Annotated in this window: 17 protein-coding genes; 7 read left to right on the plus strand and 10 right to left on the minus strand. The window is 60.1% G+C overall.

From position 1 onward, the window contains the following. Positions 1 to 189 carry a hypothetical protein gene (locus FJ977_RS23635; RefSeq protein WP_140774564.1) on the minus strand — a complete coding sequence of 63 codons (189 nt, stop codon included), beginning with the start codon at positions 187 to 189 and terminating at the stop codon, positions 1 to 3. 177 nt (positions 190 to 366) lie between these two features. Between FJ977_RS23635 and FJ977_RS23640 the strand changes: the two genes are divergently transcribed. The 3 genes from FJ977_RS23640 to FJ977_RS23650 all read left to right on the plus strand — a co-directional run bounded on the left by FJ977_RS23640 (position 367) and on the right by FJ977_RS23650 (position 3,076). Further along, positions 367 to 894: a ferritin-like domain-containing protein gene (locus FJ977_RS23640; protein ID WP_140774565.1), complete on the plus strand. Its 528-nt coding sequence runs from the start codon at positions 367 to 369 to the stop codon at positions 892 to 894. Between the two features lie 138 nt (positions 895 to 1,032). Beyond that, positions 1,033 to 1,245, plus strand: coding sequence for a hypothetical protein (locus FJ977_RS23645; protein WP_140774566.1), 213 nt, complete (start codon positions 1,033 to 1,035; stop codon positions 1,243 to 1,245). Between the two features lie 73 nt (positions 1,246 to 1,318). Then, positions 1,319 to 3,076 (plus strand): PAS domain S-box protein, encoded by a 1,758-nt coding sequence (locus tag FJ977_RS23650; RefSeq protein WP_140774567.1) that lies wholly within the window; start codon positions 1,319 to 1,321, stop codon positions 3,074 to 3,076. A gap of 8 nt (positions 3,077 to 3,084) precedes the next feature. Here FJ977_RS23650 and FJ977_RS23655 read toward each other — a convergent pair whose 3' ends face one another. The 9 genes from FJ977_RS23655 to FJ977_RS23695 form a co-directional block, all read right to left on the minus strand. Beyond that, positions 3,085 to 3,708, minus strand: coding sequence for an isochorismatase family cysteine hydrolase (locus FJ977_RS23655; RefSeq protein WP_140774568.1), 624 nt, complete (start codon positions 3,706 to 3,708; stop codon positions 3,085 to 3,087). Between the two features lie 7 nt (positions 3,709 to 3,715). Beyond that, positions 3,716 to 3,937 (minus strand): hypothetical protein, encoded by a 222-nt coding sequence (locus tag FJ977_RS23660; protein WP_140774569.1) that lies wholly within the window; start codon positions 3,935 to 3,937, stop codon positions 3,716 to 3,718. A 629-nt stretch (positions 3,938 to 4,566) separates the two neighbouring features. After that, positions 4,567 to 5,019, minus strand: coding sequence for an Hsp20 family protein (locus FJ977_RS23665; RefSeq protein WP_140774570.1), 453 nt, complete (start codon positions 5,017 to 5,019; stop codon positions 4,567 to 4,569). Positions 5,020 to 5,206: 187 nt separating this feature from the next. Then, positions 5,207 to 7,324, minus strand: coding sequence for a catalase (locus tag FJ977_RS23670; protein ID WP_140774571.1), 2,118 nt, complete (start codon positions 7,322 to 7,324; stop codon positions 5,207 to 5,209). Positions 7,325 to 7,388: 64 nt separating this feature from the next. Continuing rightward, positions 7,389 to 7,877 carry a hypothetical protein gene (locus tag FJ977_RS23675; RefSeq protein WP_140774572.1) on the minus strand — a complete coding sequence of 163 codons (489 nt, stop codon included), beginning with the start codon at positions 7,875 to 7,877 and terminating at the stop codon, positions 7,389 to 7,391. 24 nt (positions 7,878 to 7,901) lie between these two features. Beyond that, complete coding sequence (locus FJ977_RS23680; protein ID WP_140774573.1) at positions 7,902 to 8,084, minus strand: hypothetical protein; 183 nt, start codon at positions 8,082 to 8,084, stop codon at positions 7,902 to 7,904. 85 nt (positions 8,085 to 8,169) lie between these two features. Next, complete coding sequence (locus tag FJ977_RS23685) at positions 8,170 to 9,375, minus strand: DUF2252 family protein (RefSeq protein WP_348643226.1); 1,206 nt, start codon at positions 9,373 to 9,375, stop codon at positions 8,170 to 8,172. Further along, the gene (locus FJ977_RS23690) at positions 9,324 to 10,223 is read right to left on the minus strand and encodes a DUF6328 family protein (RefSeq protein ID WP_140774575.1); all 900 of its coding nucleotides are present in this window, start codon (positions 10,221 to 10,223) and stop codon (positions 9,324 to 9,326) included. The genes FJ977_RS23685 and FJ977_RS23690 overlap by 52 nt, the downstream gene beginning before the upstream one ends. A gap of 3 nt (positions 10,224 to 10,226) precedes the next feature. Continuing rightward, the gene (locus FJ977_RS23695; RefSeq protein ID WP_140774576.1) at positions 10,227 to 11,522 is read right to left on the minus strand and encodes an Nramp family divalent metal transporter; all 1,296 of its coding nucleotides are present in this window, start codon (positions 11,520 to 11,522) and stop codon (positions 10,227 to 10,229) included. 260 nt (positions 11,523 to 11,782) lie between these two features. On the opposite strand from FJ977_RS23695, the gene FJ977_RS23700 reads away from it, so the two are divergent. From FJ977_RS23700 to FJ977_RS23720, 4 genes are all read left to right on the plus strand, one after another. After that, the gene (locus tag FJ977_RS23700) at positions 11,783 to 12,211 is read left to right on the plus strand and encodes a RidA family protein (RefSeq protein ID WP_140774577.1); all 429 of its coding nucleotides are present in this window, start codon (positions 11,783 to 11,785) and stop codon (positions 12,209 to 12,211) included. Positions 12,212 to 12,638: 427 nt separating this feature from the next. Continuing rightward, positions 12,639 to 12,953 carry a plasmid stabilization protein gene (locus FJ977_RS23710; protein WP_140774578.1) on the plus strand — a complete coding sequence of 105 codons (315 nt, stop codon included), beginning with the start codon at positions 12,639 to 12,641 and terminating at the stop codon, positions 12,951 to 12,953. 229 nt (positions 12,954 to 13,182) lie between these two features. After that, the gene (locus tag FJ977_RS23715) at positions 13,183 to 14,154 is read left to right on the plus strand and encodes an SDR family oxidoreductase (RefSeq protein ID WP_140774579.1); all 972 of its coding nucleotides are present in this window, start codon (positions 13,183 to 13,185) and stop codon (positions 14,152 to 14,154) included. A gap of 620 nt (positions 14,155 to 14,774) precedes the next feature. After that, positions 14,775 to 15,023, plus strand: a complete 249-nt coding sequence (locus tag FJ977_RS23720) for a hypothetical protein (RefSeq protein WP_140774580.1) — start codon at positions 14,775 to 14,777, stop codon at positions 15,021 to 15,023. Positions 15,024 to 15,065 lie beyond the last annotated feature (42 nt).

Here is a 15,065-nt window from a genome sequence, read left to right on the forward strand (position 1 = left end):
TTAGTTGTCTTTGGGACGCTTTTTTCTGTTTTGAAGAGGGAACGTCGCATCCCCCTCTTCGTCGCCCGAGATCACCCGAGGCTCGGCGCTTGAAACGCCGTTGTTGTCGCCGCCCTCGTGATTCTTTTCGGATTGCCCTCGAGCATCAGACTCAGCGGACGGTTGGGCGGGAGATTTTCGATTGGCCATGGTTCCAAACTCCGTTTGAAACGAGAACTTAAGACCAACGGCTAGGTTCCGCTGGACCGCACAACGATGATCAGCCGCCTGCCAGATTTCTCTGCCGCGAGCCGGAACTGTCCCTGACACGAGAAGTTGACAGCGAGTCCGTTCCAGCGGGCACAATCACCAACAGGGAGAATCCACATGGCCGCCACGAAGAAAGCGACTGCCAGCACGAAAGGCCTCGAGGATCTGTTCCTCGACGGCCTCAAGGACATCTACTACGCCGAGAAGAAGATCCTGAAGGCCTTACCGAAGATGGCCAAGGGCGCCGACGACGAGCAGCTGACCGCTGCGTTTGAGAAACACCGCGCCGAAACCGAAGGCCAGGTCGAACGTCTGGAAGAGATCTTCGATATCATCGGTGCACCGGCGCGCGGCAAAACCTGCCCGGCGATCGACGGCATTCTCGAAGAGGGCACCGAAATCCTCGAGGAGTACAAGGGCTCACCATCGCTGGATGCCGGGCTCGTCGGCGCCGCCCAAGCCGTCGAGCACTACGAGATCGCCCGCTACGGCACGTTGATCGCCTGGGCCACATCCCTCGGCAAGGATGACGTGGTCGAGCTTCTCAACGCTACCTTGGAAGAGGAAAAGGCCACCGACGAGGCTCTGACGTCGCTCGGTGAGGCTGGTGTCAACGACCGCGCCGCAGAACAAAAGGCAGCCTAAGTACACGGGTCCCGCCCCTTGGGTCGGGACCTTCTCTCCTCCCGGGCGCAGCTTCTGCACCGCGTTTGGGCCACCTTCCCCCGTGCCCGCCATACAGGTAGGATCGCCTGATGCGCTTCTGGATGGAGGGATGTGCTCATGCAAGGCAAGAAAACAGCTTCAGGCGACCTCCCCTATGATGTGTTGGAGTTTGCCGCCAAACATGGCTTGACAGCCAAGGCTGCAGAAGTGGTCCTGACGATCAACGGCCCGTCCAAACATCGCTGCGATGCCGCCGCAGTTGCGTTTCAGGACGCTCTGCGCCAGCGCGCGCAGCGCCGGCCATCAAGTCTTTCGAAGCCGACCGACTGATAGCCGGCAACGGAACCCTTCTGGGTATCGCACATTACCCATTGTTATACCCATTGGAGCAGTGGCTTACTTAATGACGTCGGTTGTCACCAACGCGTCCCGGCGTTCGCTATCGCCGATTGATTATGCGGACTTTTTTGAAAACGGCGGCGTTTGTCTGCATGTGGTCGATGCCGAAGGGCGTATCCTTCATGCCAACAATGCAGAACTCGACCTGCTTGGGGTCACCGCGGACGAATATATCGGCTCGAATATCGTCGCGTACCACGCTGATGAGGCGTCCATTCGGGATATCCTGGATCGACTGAACCGCGGCGAGGCCGTAACCAGGCACCCGGCGACGCTGCGTGCCCGTGATGGATCCCTACGGCAGGTCGAGGTTAGTTCCAGCGGCTCTTATCAGGACGGAAAGCTGGAGCATACGCGTTGCTTCACGATCGACGTCACCCGTTTCAAAGCGGTCGAGGAGGCGATGACGGGACAAAAGTCCCGCTTTCATCAAGTCTTGGACGCTCTTCCGATGGCGGTATACACAACTGATGTTGCTGGCAAAATCACCTATTATAATAGGGCCGCAGCGAATCTTGCGGGTCGCGAACCGGTCATTGGAGTAGATGAATGGTGCGTGACCCTACGCCTGTACACGGCTGAGGGTGAGGAACTGCCACGCGACGAATGTCCGATGGCAATCGCGCTCAAGGAAAATCGCCCCGTCCGCGACGTCGAGGCCATCGGGCAGCGGCCTGACGGGTCGTTCTTTCCGTTTCTGCCGTTTCCGACACCGCTGCATGATGCTGAGGGAAATCTGACCGGTGGCGTCAATATGCTTCTCGACCTCTCCGACCGCAAAGCCGGCGAGGAGGCCGCCCAGCGGCTGTCTGCCATCGTAGAATCCTCTTTCGATGCGATCGTGAGCAAAGACCTGAACGGCGTCATCCAGACCTGGAACAGCGGCGCACAGCGTCTGTTCGGATACCCGCCGGAGGAGGCTATCGGCCAAAATATCACCATGCTCATCCCTCCCGATCATCAGGACGAGGAGCCTCGGATCATCGAGCAGATTCGGGCAGGTGTCCGGGTGGAAAGTTTTGAAACCATCCGCAGACGAAAAAACGGTGAACTGGTCCCGGTTTCCCTTACGATCTCGCCGGTGCGCAATGCCGCCGGGCGCATCGTCGGCGCCTCGAAAATTGCACGGGACGTCAGCGCTGCGAAGGAGAGCGAGCATCGCATCCGCATGCTGATGCGCGAGGTCAATCACCGGGTCAAAAACCAGTATGCGGTCATCTTGTCGATGATCCGGGAAACCAACAAACGCTCGCAGAGCCCGGACGAGTTTGAACGACAGGTCCGGGAGCGGATTATGGCCCTCTCCCGTTCTCACGATTTGCTTGTTTCGGTCGATTGGAAAGGCGCAACACTAAAGGATCTTCTTGAGGTGCAGGCCAAGCCTTTCCCCCGCGGCGAACTGATCACAACAGCGGGTCCTGAGCTCGTTCTCAGTCCTAACGCCGTTCAGTACCTGGGTATTGCCTTCCATGAACTGTGCACGAACTCTGCCAAGTACGGTGTTTTGGCAGGGCATGAAGGGTCTTTGCATGTGACGTGGACCGTGACCGACCAAGGCAGATTCACCTTGGAATGGGTTGAGCGCGATGGGCCCGCCGTGCAGTCGATCAATAAGCCCGGCTTTGGAAGCGTGGTGTTGCGACGTGTGGCCCCGCAAGCCTTGGGCGGAACCGGAGAGCTGGAACACAGCGATCGGAAAATAGTCTGGCGCCTTGAGGCGCCTCTGGCGTTCGTGGGCGCCAACGCACAGAAAGCGCCTTAAGCCAAGTGCTAGGCCAAAGCGTTGGGAGCCCAACGCTCCAGGATGTCTTCTGTCGAAGCCGTCTCGATGTGTTGTCCATACCGGTTGCTGAAAAGGCTCAGCATCGCCTCGTGCGCTTCATCGGAGGCGCTGCACAGCGCGTCGCGAACCACTATGGTGCGCAGCCCGTAGTCTACAGCCCCTAGCACCGTCGACAGCACGCACATGTCGGTCTCACCGCCGGTGACGATGATGGTGTCGCAGCTTCGGGCGGCGAGCCTTGCGCGAAGATCCGAGCCGAGCCACGGGGAGTATATCGGCTTGTCCACGACCAGCGCCGGCGGGACGAATTGCCTGAGTTCAGGTACAAGACGCACCTGGTCGGCAGTCAAGTGGTCCAACGTCATGGTCGCCCAACGCTCATAGTAGCGCTTCCACGTCCCCTGCCCTGCACCGGGCCGTCGTGCCGGGATGAAGCGCGTGAACAAAAGCTGGTTCGGGTGTGCCCTGCAGAGCTCCACCACATTTGGCAGCACGCGCTCCATCCACGGTAGTGCCCAAGGCGTATCCGCGAGGAACATGCCTTGCATGTCGACGCAGATGTGAACGGCCGTCGAGCCGATAGGCTCATCCCGGAGTGTCGAACGGCTCATGCAGCGCCTAGGCGGCAGGAGCCTCGAAGGCGACAGCAAGTCCATGAGCCAATGCCTTAGCCGCCACCAAGGTGTCGAACGCCTTCCCATCCAGCGGGCAGTCCGGCATGACCGTTCGGATCGCTTTCTCCGCCTGTCTTGCGGACACCACGCTGGAACGCTTCTTCTTCACTTCGATGTAATGCTCGACCAGGTCGTCCAGTTGCGGCTGCTTGGTTTGAGGGATCATTGTCCTCCTCCTCTTCTGTCGGCCGCCCGTATCCAACTCAAGCGGGCGGTAGCTTAATTTGCGATGGCGCGGGGTGTTCCCCGCAAGCGACGCATTTGTCGTGGCAAACTGCGCACCTAGGCGCAGACGGCAGGCTCGGGGACTGCTGCGGCCGGGCCTCCATGCCCCGACGGACGTGGTGCAATGAGCGCCGGGCTTGGCGGTGGGTTATCGTCGTCGTCACGGCGGAAGCGTCGCGACCACCAACGCCAACCAGGTGGGGGCGACGAGATCCGGCGGCGCGCGGTGCCCTGTGACGCGCCGCGCAGCTTTGCCGACGGCGCCGCGGTAAAGTCGGCCTCCATGGTCTTCAAGGCCTCGAGGATCGTCTCGACAGGGACTAAGGTTCCTCCCTCAATCTGTCGCAGCGTCGGACAACCAGGTACGGCCTTCGCATCTGATGCCCAGGAGGCCAGCTTTGCCCGTTTATCGGCGAGGCTGATGTCCGGGTTCGATAGCACGTGAGCGACCGCGTTTCCGGCCAAGGGAGAGGTTAAACTTTCCGATAAGAGGTGTTTCGGGTTCATCTCCGTTCTCCGCAATCAGGCCTCCCGGCAAAGCCGGGAGGGACCGCAGGGTTGAAGGTAGGGTTAAGCAGCTTTGCGCGGACGTTCGCGGTCCTGCGCAAGCGACGCTGGCTCGGGACTGGCGATGGAAATACGCCTTGGCTTCATCTGCTCTGGGACCTCCCGGACGATATCGATTGCCAGCATGCCGTTGTCGAGCGTAGCTCCGACGACGTTCATGTAGTCAGCGAGCCTGAAGGCCTGCTGGAAATTGCGGATCGCCAGGCCTTTGTGCAGAAACTGGCGTTCCTCCGCGTCGGGCGCCTTCTGGCCCGAGACGATCAGTTCAGGACCGTGCTGGGAGAGCTCGACCTCCCCAGGGCCGAAGCCGGCGATCGCCATGGTAATGCGGTAGTCGTTATCCGCCTTCTTTTCGATATTGTAGGGCGGCCAGTCGGGCCTGCTGCTGGTGTCGAGCATGTCAAACAGACGGTCAAAACCGACGGTCGAACGGTAGAGCGAGTCGAAGTTTCTCATAGCCATATCCTCTGTTAAGCAACATGGGTACAAGACGCGCCGCGTAGCGACGCAGCCTGGGTGTGCCGAGCCATCTGGCCTCGACGCCCAACGATCTGGGGAATGTGATTTTTGCCGTCAAGAGCCGGCCGAAAAAAATGTGCACCGGAATTCCGGTGCACATTCTCGCTGGCTGGCGGCATCAAATTTAGAGCTTCACGGCCGCCTCTCTGGCCCACAAGCGCAGCTTGCGACAAGCCTCGACGAATGCCACTGCCGCCGCTTCATCTGTGAGAGGGATGAGCCCTTCATCCGCCCCCGGTTCGACGCCGGCCTTGGCGAGAAGCGGCACCGCGCCCGGCGTAAAGGCGATGAACTTGCAATGGGCGAAAGCATCCGCAACGAAATCGCGCGCGGCAGCCTCACCCTTCAAAAGTTCGGCGCCTTCTTCTGTCAGCAGCAGAGCCACCGCATCGAACAGGACTGATGGTCCACCGTCGATCATATGGTGCGCCGGGATTTTGTCGCCATTAGCGGCCGTGGCGCCGCCGACCTTTAAGGCAACGACCTCCATTGTGGCGCCCTCGGCTTCGATGGCCGCCCGCAAAGCTTTGAACAGACCCGCGTCGATGCCATTGCTGACCAGCACGCCGACCTTGCGGCCTTCGAAACTTTCAGGCCCGTTTTTAATGATGCTCAAGGCCGGCGATGGATCGAGGTCCTTGCGCGGCGCGACGGCAGCATCCGCCGGTTCAGGCAGGTCGGCAATGCCGAGCTTGTCGGCGACCGTCGTGGCCAGTTCCTCATCGATGTTCAAGAGATGGGCGATCATCCGCTCGCGGATGACAGGTGTCTCAACCTTGCTCAACTCGAACGTCAGGGCCATAGCGATATGACGTTGTTCGGTCGCGGTCTGGCTTTGGAAAAACTGGGTCGCCTGGCTGTAGTGATCGGCAAAGCTCTCCGGCCGTAGCCTGACCTTTTGGCCGTCCTCGGGATCGGCAAACGACCGAAAGCCGCGCTCCGGTGACTCCCGCGGCCCCGCCCCGAACGAATTGGGCTGGTAATTTGCGCGGCCCGTCGGGTTGCGCATGGCCATGTGGCCATCCTGCTGGAAATGATGGAACGGACACTTCGGGGCATTGATCGGCAAGTGAGTGAAATTCGGGCTGCCGAGGCGCTTCAGCTGGGTGTCGAGGTACGAGAAGTTGCGCCCCTGCAGCAAAGGGTCATTGCTGAAGTCGATGCCAGGCGGGACGTTCTGCGTCATGAACGCCACCTGTTCGGTTTCGGCGAAAAAATTGTCAGGCATGCGATCGAGTACCAGGCGACCGACCGGGATCGGCGGCAGAATTTCTTCCGGTATGAGCTTGGTCGCATCGAGCACGTCGAAATCGAAGCTGTCTGCGAACTCTTGGTCGAAGAGCTGCACGTTCAACTCCCATTCCGGGAAGTTGCCTGCCTGGATGGCGTTCCAGAGGTCACGGCGATGGAAGTCGGGGTCGGCCCCGTTTATCTTGACCGCCTCGTTCCAGACCACCGACTGCATGCCTAGCTTGGGCTTCCAGATGAATTTGACGAAGGTCGACTCGTCGCTGGCGTTCACCAGGCGGAACGTGTGAACGCCGAAACCCTGCATGAACCGGAAAGAGCGCGGGATGGCCCGGTCGGACATGACCCACATCACCATGTGCATGGATTCGGGCGTCAAGCTAATGAAATCCCAAAACGTATCATGAGCCGATTGCGCTTGCGGAAAAGCGCGGTCCGGCTCGGGCTTGACGGCGTGGATGATGTCCGGAAACTTGATGGCGTCCTGGATGAAAAACACCGGGATGTTGTTGCCGACCAGATCCCAGTTGCCCTCCTTGGTGTAGAGCTTCACCGCAAAGCCGCGCACATCGCGGGCCAGGTCGAAAGAACCCTTGCTGCCGGCGACGGTCGAGAAGCGCACGAATGCGGGGGTCTTTTCGCCGGCGCGTTGAAAGATGTCGGCCCGGGTATATTTGGCAAGAGACTCATAGGTCTCGAAGAACCCGTGTGCGCCATAGCCGCGCGCGTGGACGACCCGTTCGGGGATGCGTTCGTGGTCGAAGTGGAAGATCTTCTCTCGAAAATGAAAATCTTCGATCAGGGTTGGACCGCGGGCGCCGATCTTGAGGGTGTTCTGGTCGTCTGCGACAGGGCCGCCTTGTGCGGTGGTCAGGACTTCGGTTTTGCCCTCGGCGACTTGGTGAAGCTCGCCTCCCTGCCCGCGCGACAGGCTCTGATCATGAATGGTTGCAACGGGCGCATTGCCTTGCTTGCTCGATGGTTTACGCGCCATGGCGTCCTCCTAGGGTTCGTTGAATGAAAAGCAGCTGGCGCAGGCCAGTCACAGGTCGAAATGACTAGAGAGTCGAGGGAACAGGTTCGCTGTCAGCAGTGTTCGCTTCGTGCATCTTCCGGACATCTTCGTAGTCAACGCTGGCCACGATCTCGCCCGTTGCATCCCGTGCCCGTACAGCCCAGCCCACCGGCGCTTCACTGCGCGAAAGTGCGTCTTGCCACAGATCGTCGGCTGAACGCCGACATTCTTCCAGAACGGCATCCAGCGTTGGAAACGTGAGGCCTGCGAGGTCGCGAACCTGCCCGTTATCCCGATACTCGAGCGTATAGGAGGAATCGCGTACGGGTTCCGGCCGGTCGGCGGATGGGCCAGCTTCTGCTCCTTCAAAATTCGCCGCGTGCAAGAGGAACACTTTCGCCTTGGCAACGAGTTGCGCGTCGTCCAGCGACGCCTCGAACGCGAGAGAGACCGAAACTGCCTCACCACCCTCCCCCTCAAAACGCACTGTCGGAAACGGTCCGTTATCGACGATCGTCTCTAGAATCTGCATGTTCCGCCTCCCCGCGCAGCTCGGTTAGGAGCGGTCTTTGACATAGGCACCCGGCTGGCGGCCGCCCTTGGGAGCCTTGGCATCCTTGGAGTGCTCGGAAAGGGCAGGCCCGGCACCAGAGACTTTCTCGGTGGCAGGCGACGGCGTCGCGGGCTTTGGTGCAGAGGCGGCCTTGGGGGCCTGGGCATTCTTGTCCGACGAGGTCATGGCGCTATCTCCCATCTCATGAGTCAGGGGGGAACTAGCGACGTGCGCGGAGGTTCCAGCGGCTTGGCGTTTCGTCAGAAACCTCCTATTTGGCCAGCGCGAACCGTCGGCAATGGTCGAGATAAGCCAGTTCATGACTGGCAAGCAGGTCAACTACGCTGGCCCATAGCCAGGTGGGAGCGTCAGCCTTGGCGTCGGCCGTGCGGCGCAAGTCTTTTGTCCAACTTTGCCAGGCCGCGTCCTCCATCTGTTGACGATGCGACAACCCGACGATCGCGCCCAGGTGGTGCGCAATCGTCTGCGTTTGTTCCCCGGTGAGGCTGTCGATTTCGAGCTTCATGTCCTGTGGCGAAATCGCTCTGACAAAGACTGGTTTTCCGTCGAGCAGGCCGCATGCCATGCGGTCGCCGAGATTCGGCGAGATCGCCTTTGCGCCGGCAATTACACGCTCGGCATGGTTTTTGGGCATGGAGGTGTGCGGCGCGGCCGGCGCGGCCGCTGCGGTAGCTTCCTTGACGTCGAGGAGCGCCATGCGGTGGTGCTTGCCGCGCAACAACGCCGCGACGCGAAGATGACCGAGGGAACTGCACCCTTTGATCCAGTAGGCGGCGTCAACGACCTTCCATGTGGCCTTCCCGTGGTGCGCCGTATCGGGGGTCAACGCCAACATATTGAGATTATGACAAAAGGACAGGACCTTGCCCCGCTCCCCGCGATGCAATGGCCAGAACCGGCGGTTTCGCGGCAACGCTCCGTCGCTGCCCTCGAAACGTTCCGTGGCGAGGTTATGCCATCGACGCCGCACGGCGCGCTTGATCAGCTTCTTCAAATCGTCCGATCGGCCCGCCGCCCCGGAAGGGACGGCACGCGCCTCGATATAGCCGGCGAGAAGGTTGTCGAGCATGTGCGCCGTGGTCACGCCTGGCAGATCGGAACTGCGGATGGCGGATGCCAGCGACAAGCCCAGGCGCACGAGGTCGTGAGCCGGGTTTCCGATGACGGTCTGGTCGAAATCCCTGATCTGGATGGCAACGCCACCCTCGAGGTCCGCCAGCGCCCCCAGATTGCCGAGGTGGCAGTCACCGCAAATCCAGATCGCAGGACCTTGCGGCAACCCTTGATCATGCTTTTGAAGCCATTCGTAGAACAGCGACGTGCTGCCGCGCACGAATGCATGCGGTGACTCGGCCATCTTGCGATTGCGCACGCGTTCCAGATACCCTGCCCGATCGGAAAACTTCATGGCTGCAGCCCCCGGCGGCGGCGCTGAAACATCGGCCAGACGTGCCATAGGCCGACCAGCGTCATCATCGAGATAGCGCCGGCGACAATGCCCGCGAAAGGTGAGCCGGTGATTTTGCCGACCACGACATACATCTCGACAGCAAGCCCGATCGCCAGAAAAGCTGTGGCCGCCAAAACCAGCCGGCTCGCCACATCGTAGAAGGCCGGTACTGCCTCTCCGGCATAGACAATCCTGTGGTAGGCTGCGGGCGTCATCAGCAGGACGGTCGAGATTGCAATGCTTGCCAGGGCGACACCATGGAGAGCTTTGTCGAGCTGTGACATGGCCGCGAAGCTTTGGGTGACCACGATCGCCAACTGAATGCCCAGCAAGGCCTGTGCCCCAGGCAGGACTATGCGACTTTCGGTCATCGCAAACTCGATTTTGGTTTCCGTCGACGTGTCATGCATCGTTGCACCTTGATTGTTTTTCTTTGTCATGAAGAGCATTGGCCCGTACCAAAATCCCAGAGCCAGGACGAACCCCAAGATCCCAGCGCCCACCGCGGCCAACATCCCGCCGATGACCTGAGCCGCGATCGCGAGATCGAGGGCCATCGCCGTGGCAAACGGCGCGAGCGTGATTTCGGCAGCCCTCGTAATGATCCGGTCGATGCGTGGTCCTGCAGCCCCGCGCTCAACGATCCGGTGATAAGCGCTCGGCGCGATCAGCAGACCAACCACGACCACCATCAGACACAGCGCCATTGTGTATATGAGCTTGGCAGCGAGCGGCAGCGATGAAAACGCGGTCTGGAACGGGCCTTGAAACTCGAACCCAAGAAGGATTTGCGCGCCCAGCATTAAGGTTCGGGACTCGTCGAGCGCAAGCTTGGTCCGTTTGTCGGGCGTCATGACCTAGACCACGACAATCTGCCCAATCATGACGACCGCTGCGCCGGCCATAACGACAGTAGCGATCCAGCCGATGGCCCGTAGAAAAAGAGGAACAGTTGCCGCTCCCATGATGTCCTGTCTTCCCGCCATCGCCATCATCACGGCCATGACGGGAACAGCGACGACACCGTTGACGACCGCGCTCCAGAACAGAGCCTTGATCGGATTGACTGGCGTAAAATTGAGGCACGCGCCGACGACTGTCGCGACGGCGATCGTGGCGTAAAACGCTTTGGCTTCCAGCGGCTTGCGGTCGAGGCCGATCGGCCACTTGCGGGCCTCTCCCAGGGCGTAGCCGGCCGAGCCGGCAAGCACAGGTATCGCCAGCAGACCTGTGCCTATAACGCCAACCGCGAAAATCGCGAACGCAAAGTTCCCGGCAACCGGTTTGAGCGCCTCCGCTGCTTGGCTGGTCGACTGGATGTCGGTAACACCGTTGGCATGCAGTGTGGCGCCTGCGGTGATCATGATGGCAAGAGCCACGATGTTCGAAAATGCCATGCCGACATAGGTATCGAGGCGAATCCGCTCCACCGCGCTCTGCGTCTGCTGCGGCGCGTCTTTGAGGGGTTGACGCTCCGGCTTCGCTTTCTCGTCTTCGACTTCCTGGGAGGCCTGCCAGAAAAACAGATAAGGACTGATGGTCGTGCCGAGGATTGCCACCACCGAGGTCCAGAAATTAGCATCGGCAGTAAATTTCGGGAGCAGGAGGCCCCGCGCCACCTCAGCCCAGGGTACGGATACGAAAAGCACGGTACCGAAGTAGGCGAACAGCGAGAGCGTCAGCCACTTCAGCACCGAGACGTACCGCGTATAGTTAAGGAAGACTTGCAGAACGACCGAGATGGCACCGAAGGCTACGACATAGAGCAGCGACGGTCCGCCGATGATCAACTTGAGCGCGTCGCCCATGGCGCCGAGATCGGCGCCGATGTTGATGGTGTTTGCGACGAGCAGCAGCACGACCACTGATTGAAGCAGCCAGTTCGGATAATATTTGCGCATGTTGCCGGCAATGCCCCGGCCGGTCGTGCGCCCGATCCTGGCGCTGATTTCCTGGACCACCGACATCAGCGGGTAGCTGAACAGCATCGTCCAGGTCAGTCCAAATCCGAACTGCGCCCCGGCTTGAGAGTAGGTCGCAATACCGCTTGGGTCATCGTCGGACGCGCCGGTGATGAGCCCAGGCCCCAGCACGCCGAGCAATCGTGGTTTAGATGGCCCGACAACCGGGTTCCTGTTCTTGGTTTTTTGCATCTGACCCTCCGCCGGTCTCTTAACGCGCCGCCGTGCACAAAGGTCCGTACTCCCAGCGGCTTATGTATTCATTCGCAAAAGATGCACCGAGGTCTTTAGCTGGGCACACATCCCTGACCTATGAGACGAGTGAAGCCGCAACAGTTGTGGCGGCTGAACTACCCGTGACAGCACTCGTCTGATGATTTGGATAAGCTTGTTGCCGCGTTCGCGCCGGGCCATGCTCCTGAGAGGTTGTCCCAATCCAACGGAGCTCCAGGATGACAGAAGCATCGAGACTGAACATTGCTGCGGTATGGCAGGATCGGGGTTTTCCGATGAGCCAGGCCGTCGTAGAGCCGGATGGTCGGCGGGTCCATCTCACCGGACAAGTAGCCTGGACACCCGAGTTTGAAGTACTCGGGATTGACGACCCGGCCCGACAGGCGCACGTGGCCATCGACAATATCGAACGAGTCCTCCACGAGCTCGGAGGGACGATCGAGGATGTCGTGGCGACCACCATGTATTACGTGCGAGATATCGATCTGGAAGCAATTCAGGCGGCTCGGCGGACCCGCTTTTCCTTGGTAGCCGGGCCCGCTGTCACCGGCGTGAAAGTGGCGGGGCTCGTCGACCCGAGGCTCCTGGTCGAACTCACCGTTGTGGCCGTAATCCCCCACTATCGGTTTCAGGCGCCTACGGCCTAGGTCTCGCTCGGGCAGTGGCTGAGCCACGAGGCTGGTTGAACGATCGGCTTGCCAGTGGAACCGCACGGCTGCGTAACGCTTATGTCGGCATGAGCAAGCGCGGCGCTGAATTTCTCAAAAAGTGGCTGACCAACAACATCCCTGTGCGGGGCACAGGCAGATCCCGACCTGTTATCGGTTGCCGAACTGACCCAAAAGCTCTTTGCCGATGCGAGAGCCATTGGCATTGGGGCTGGCGAGATCGAAGACCAGTTCGGCAGCGCCTACGAGGTCATTCTCAACGCCATTGCTCCTGACGCAAGGGAGGCTGAGTAGTCATCGGTGAGACGGATTTCGCGGGAACTGTTGGGCGGTGCGAAAGTTGATCTGTTTGCTCCCAGAAGGAGCAAACGCACATACGAAGTCACGAGAAACAGGAGAGTGAACAATGCCCCGCGGCGATAAATCCAAGTACACCGACAAGCAAGAGCGGAAAGCCGACCACATTGCAGAAGGCTATGAAAAGCGTGGCGTTTCGGAAAAGGAAGCCGAACGGCGTGCCTGGGCGACCGTGAACAAGGACGATGGCGGCGGGAAGAAGGAAGGCGGCTCCGGACGCGGCAAACACACCGGCCACCCCGCTTCGCATAAGGGCGGTGAAGCAGGCGGGTCAGCGTCGGCCAACCGCTCCTCCGCAGAGAAATCCGCATCTGCCCGCAAGGCCGCTAAAACGAGAGCCCGCCATGAGCATGCCTCTCACTGAACGATCGGGCTGGCCCGGGCCGTCCGACATTCCAACCGCTGCTGTGACCGCAGTACTCGAGGAGCGGCAGCGGTGCATCATGTTGCTGAGGCGGCGTGCGCGTTTTTACGAACAGCGAAAGCTCTTCCCTCTCTCGCGCGCTTTGGCTGAAATCGCGCAGGAGATAGACGCGCAGCCGTCCGCGGACGAAAGCTCCTAGACCTTCTGCCCAAATAGCCAGGGGACGACCATGCCAACGAAACCGGTTTCGAGCAACGCGGAAAGCAAGCAGCGCAGCGTCCAACGTGAAGTTGACGCGACAGATCGGGCCAAACCTAAGACCAAAGTGCCGGCCGCCATGCAGGCCGGTGCGCGCAGATACCCGGCCCCGCCATTTCCGAAGCAGCATCACCACAAACCTGGCGATGAATGGACGATAGAGCCGCGTCCACTCTACGATGCGCCGTTCTGGCAGGGGTCGGGCAAGCTCGCTGGTAAAGTCGCCCTGATCACCGGCGGCGACTCCGGCATCGGCCGTTCGGTGGCGGTATTGTTCGCGCGCGAAGGCGCCGACGTTGCCATCGTCTATCTCAGTGAGGACCGCGACGCCGCAGCGACCAAAGAGGCGGTCGAAGCCGAGGGCAGGCGCTGCATCGTTTTGCGCGGTGACGTCACTAAGCGCGCTTTCTGCCGCAAGGCGGTTGAACAGACGCTGAAGGCTTTCGGCGCCCTCGACGTTCTGGTCAATAATGCAGCTTTTCAGGTGCATTCGACCGAGTTTGCCGATCTTACCGAAAAGCATTTCGACACCACGCTGAAGACCAATCTCTACGGCTATTTCCATATGGCGCAGGAGGCCGTGCCGCACATGAAGCCGGGCTCGGCGATCGTCAACACCGGCTCAATCACTGGCATCGACGGCTCGAAAGAACTGATCGACTATTCGATGACCAAGGGCGGAATCCACGCCTTCACCCGGGCGCTCTCCGGCAACCTCATCAGTAAAGGCATTCGGGTCAACGCCGTGGCGCCTGGCCCGGTGTGGACGCCGCTCAATCCGTCTGAGAAGAGAGCCGAGGATGTTGCGCAGTTTGGGGCTGATACACCCATGAAACGGCCCGCACAGCCGGAAGAGATCGCGCCGGCCTATGTGTTTTTGGCTTCTCCGCAATGCTCGAGCTACATCACCGGTGAGATTTTGCCGATCATCGGAGGGTATTGAGCGGGGCGGCCAAGATGAGAGACGCGTGGCGTAGGATTCGTCCGGGCTCGCACCACAGTAAGCGTCCCAACGTGTCCTGATAACGACCGATAACCGTACGTCGCCGTAGGTGGCGCGCGATTCGCGGTCCGAGAATGGCTTCGTGTACGGAAACCGTGCGCGGAATTCTATTGTGCGGACAACGCTCAGCAAGCCAAACCTCATATGACGTTGATTCATCCTCGGCGGTATTCGTCCGGCGCCTTACTGGGCCATGCCGGCAATCCCAAGCTGCGATATCTAGTCGAATTTTTGTCTAAAGCCGATATTCGAATTACTACCGTAAGCGCATTTAGTTCGGCCTGAGACGCGACCTAATAAGTTCGAAAAAGAAAGGAGGCAGAACTAGCTGTTAGGCGGCATGCCGACGATAGCGAGAGAGTGCCTCTTCAATAGCGGGTATTGCGAGGTAGCGGTCTCCCGACATGAACCCTAAACGCACACAACCGTCCTATTTATACGCTGTGACCACAATTTACCGTAGGGCTTGATCGGCGCCTTCCCGGCAGAGGTTGAGACAATCTAGATCCCGATCTCTGACAGTCCGTGCACCGAAGCGGACTCAGGCCGGCGGCGAGATCATGAAAAGCGACCCTATCTCCTATCCTCCTCGCGGCCTCTCACGCGAAGAAGCCGCCCGATATGTGGGCGTTGGCATAACCAAATTCGACCAGATGGTTGCTGACCGGCGCATGCCGAAGCCGAAGAAAGTTGACGGCCGCGTGATTTGGGATCGCCTCAAACTCGAAGCGGCGTTTGCCGAACTACCTGGAGACGATGACGAGAATATCGTCGACTTTCTGTTGCAAGGGAATCATCGCAAGGAATAGACTCATTCTGCCATGACCGACAAATATCCTGGCCTATCCTCC

It is taken from the genome of Mesorhizobium sp. B2-1-3A (assembly GCF_006442655.1).
Classification (GTDB): Bacteria; Pseudomonadota; Alphaproteobacteria; order Rhizobiales; family Rhizobiaceae; genus Mesorhizobium.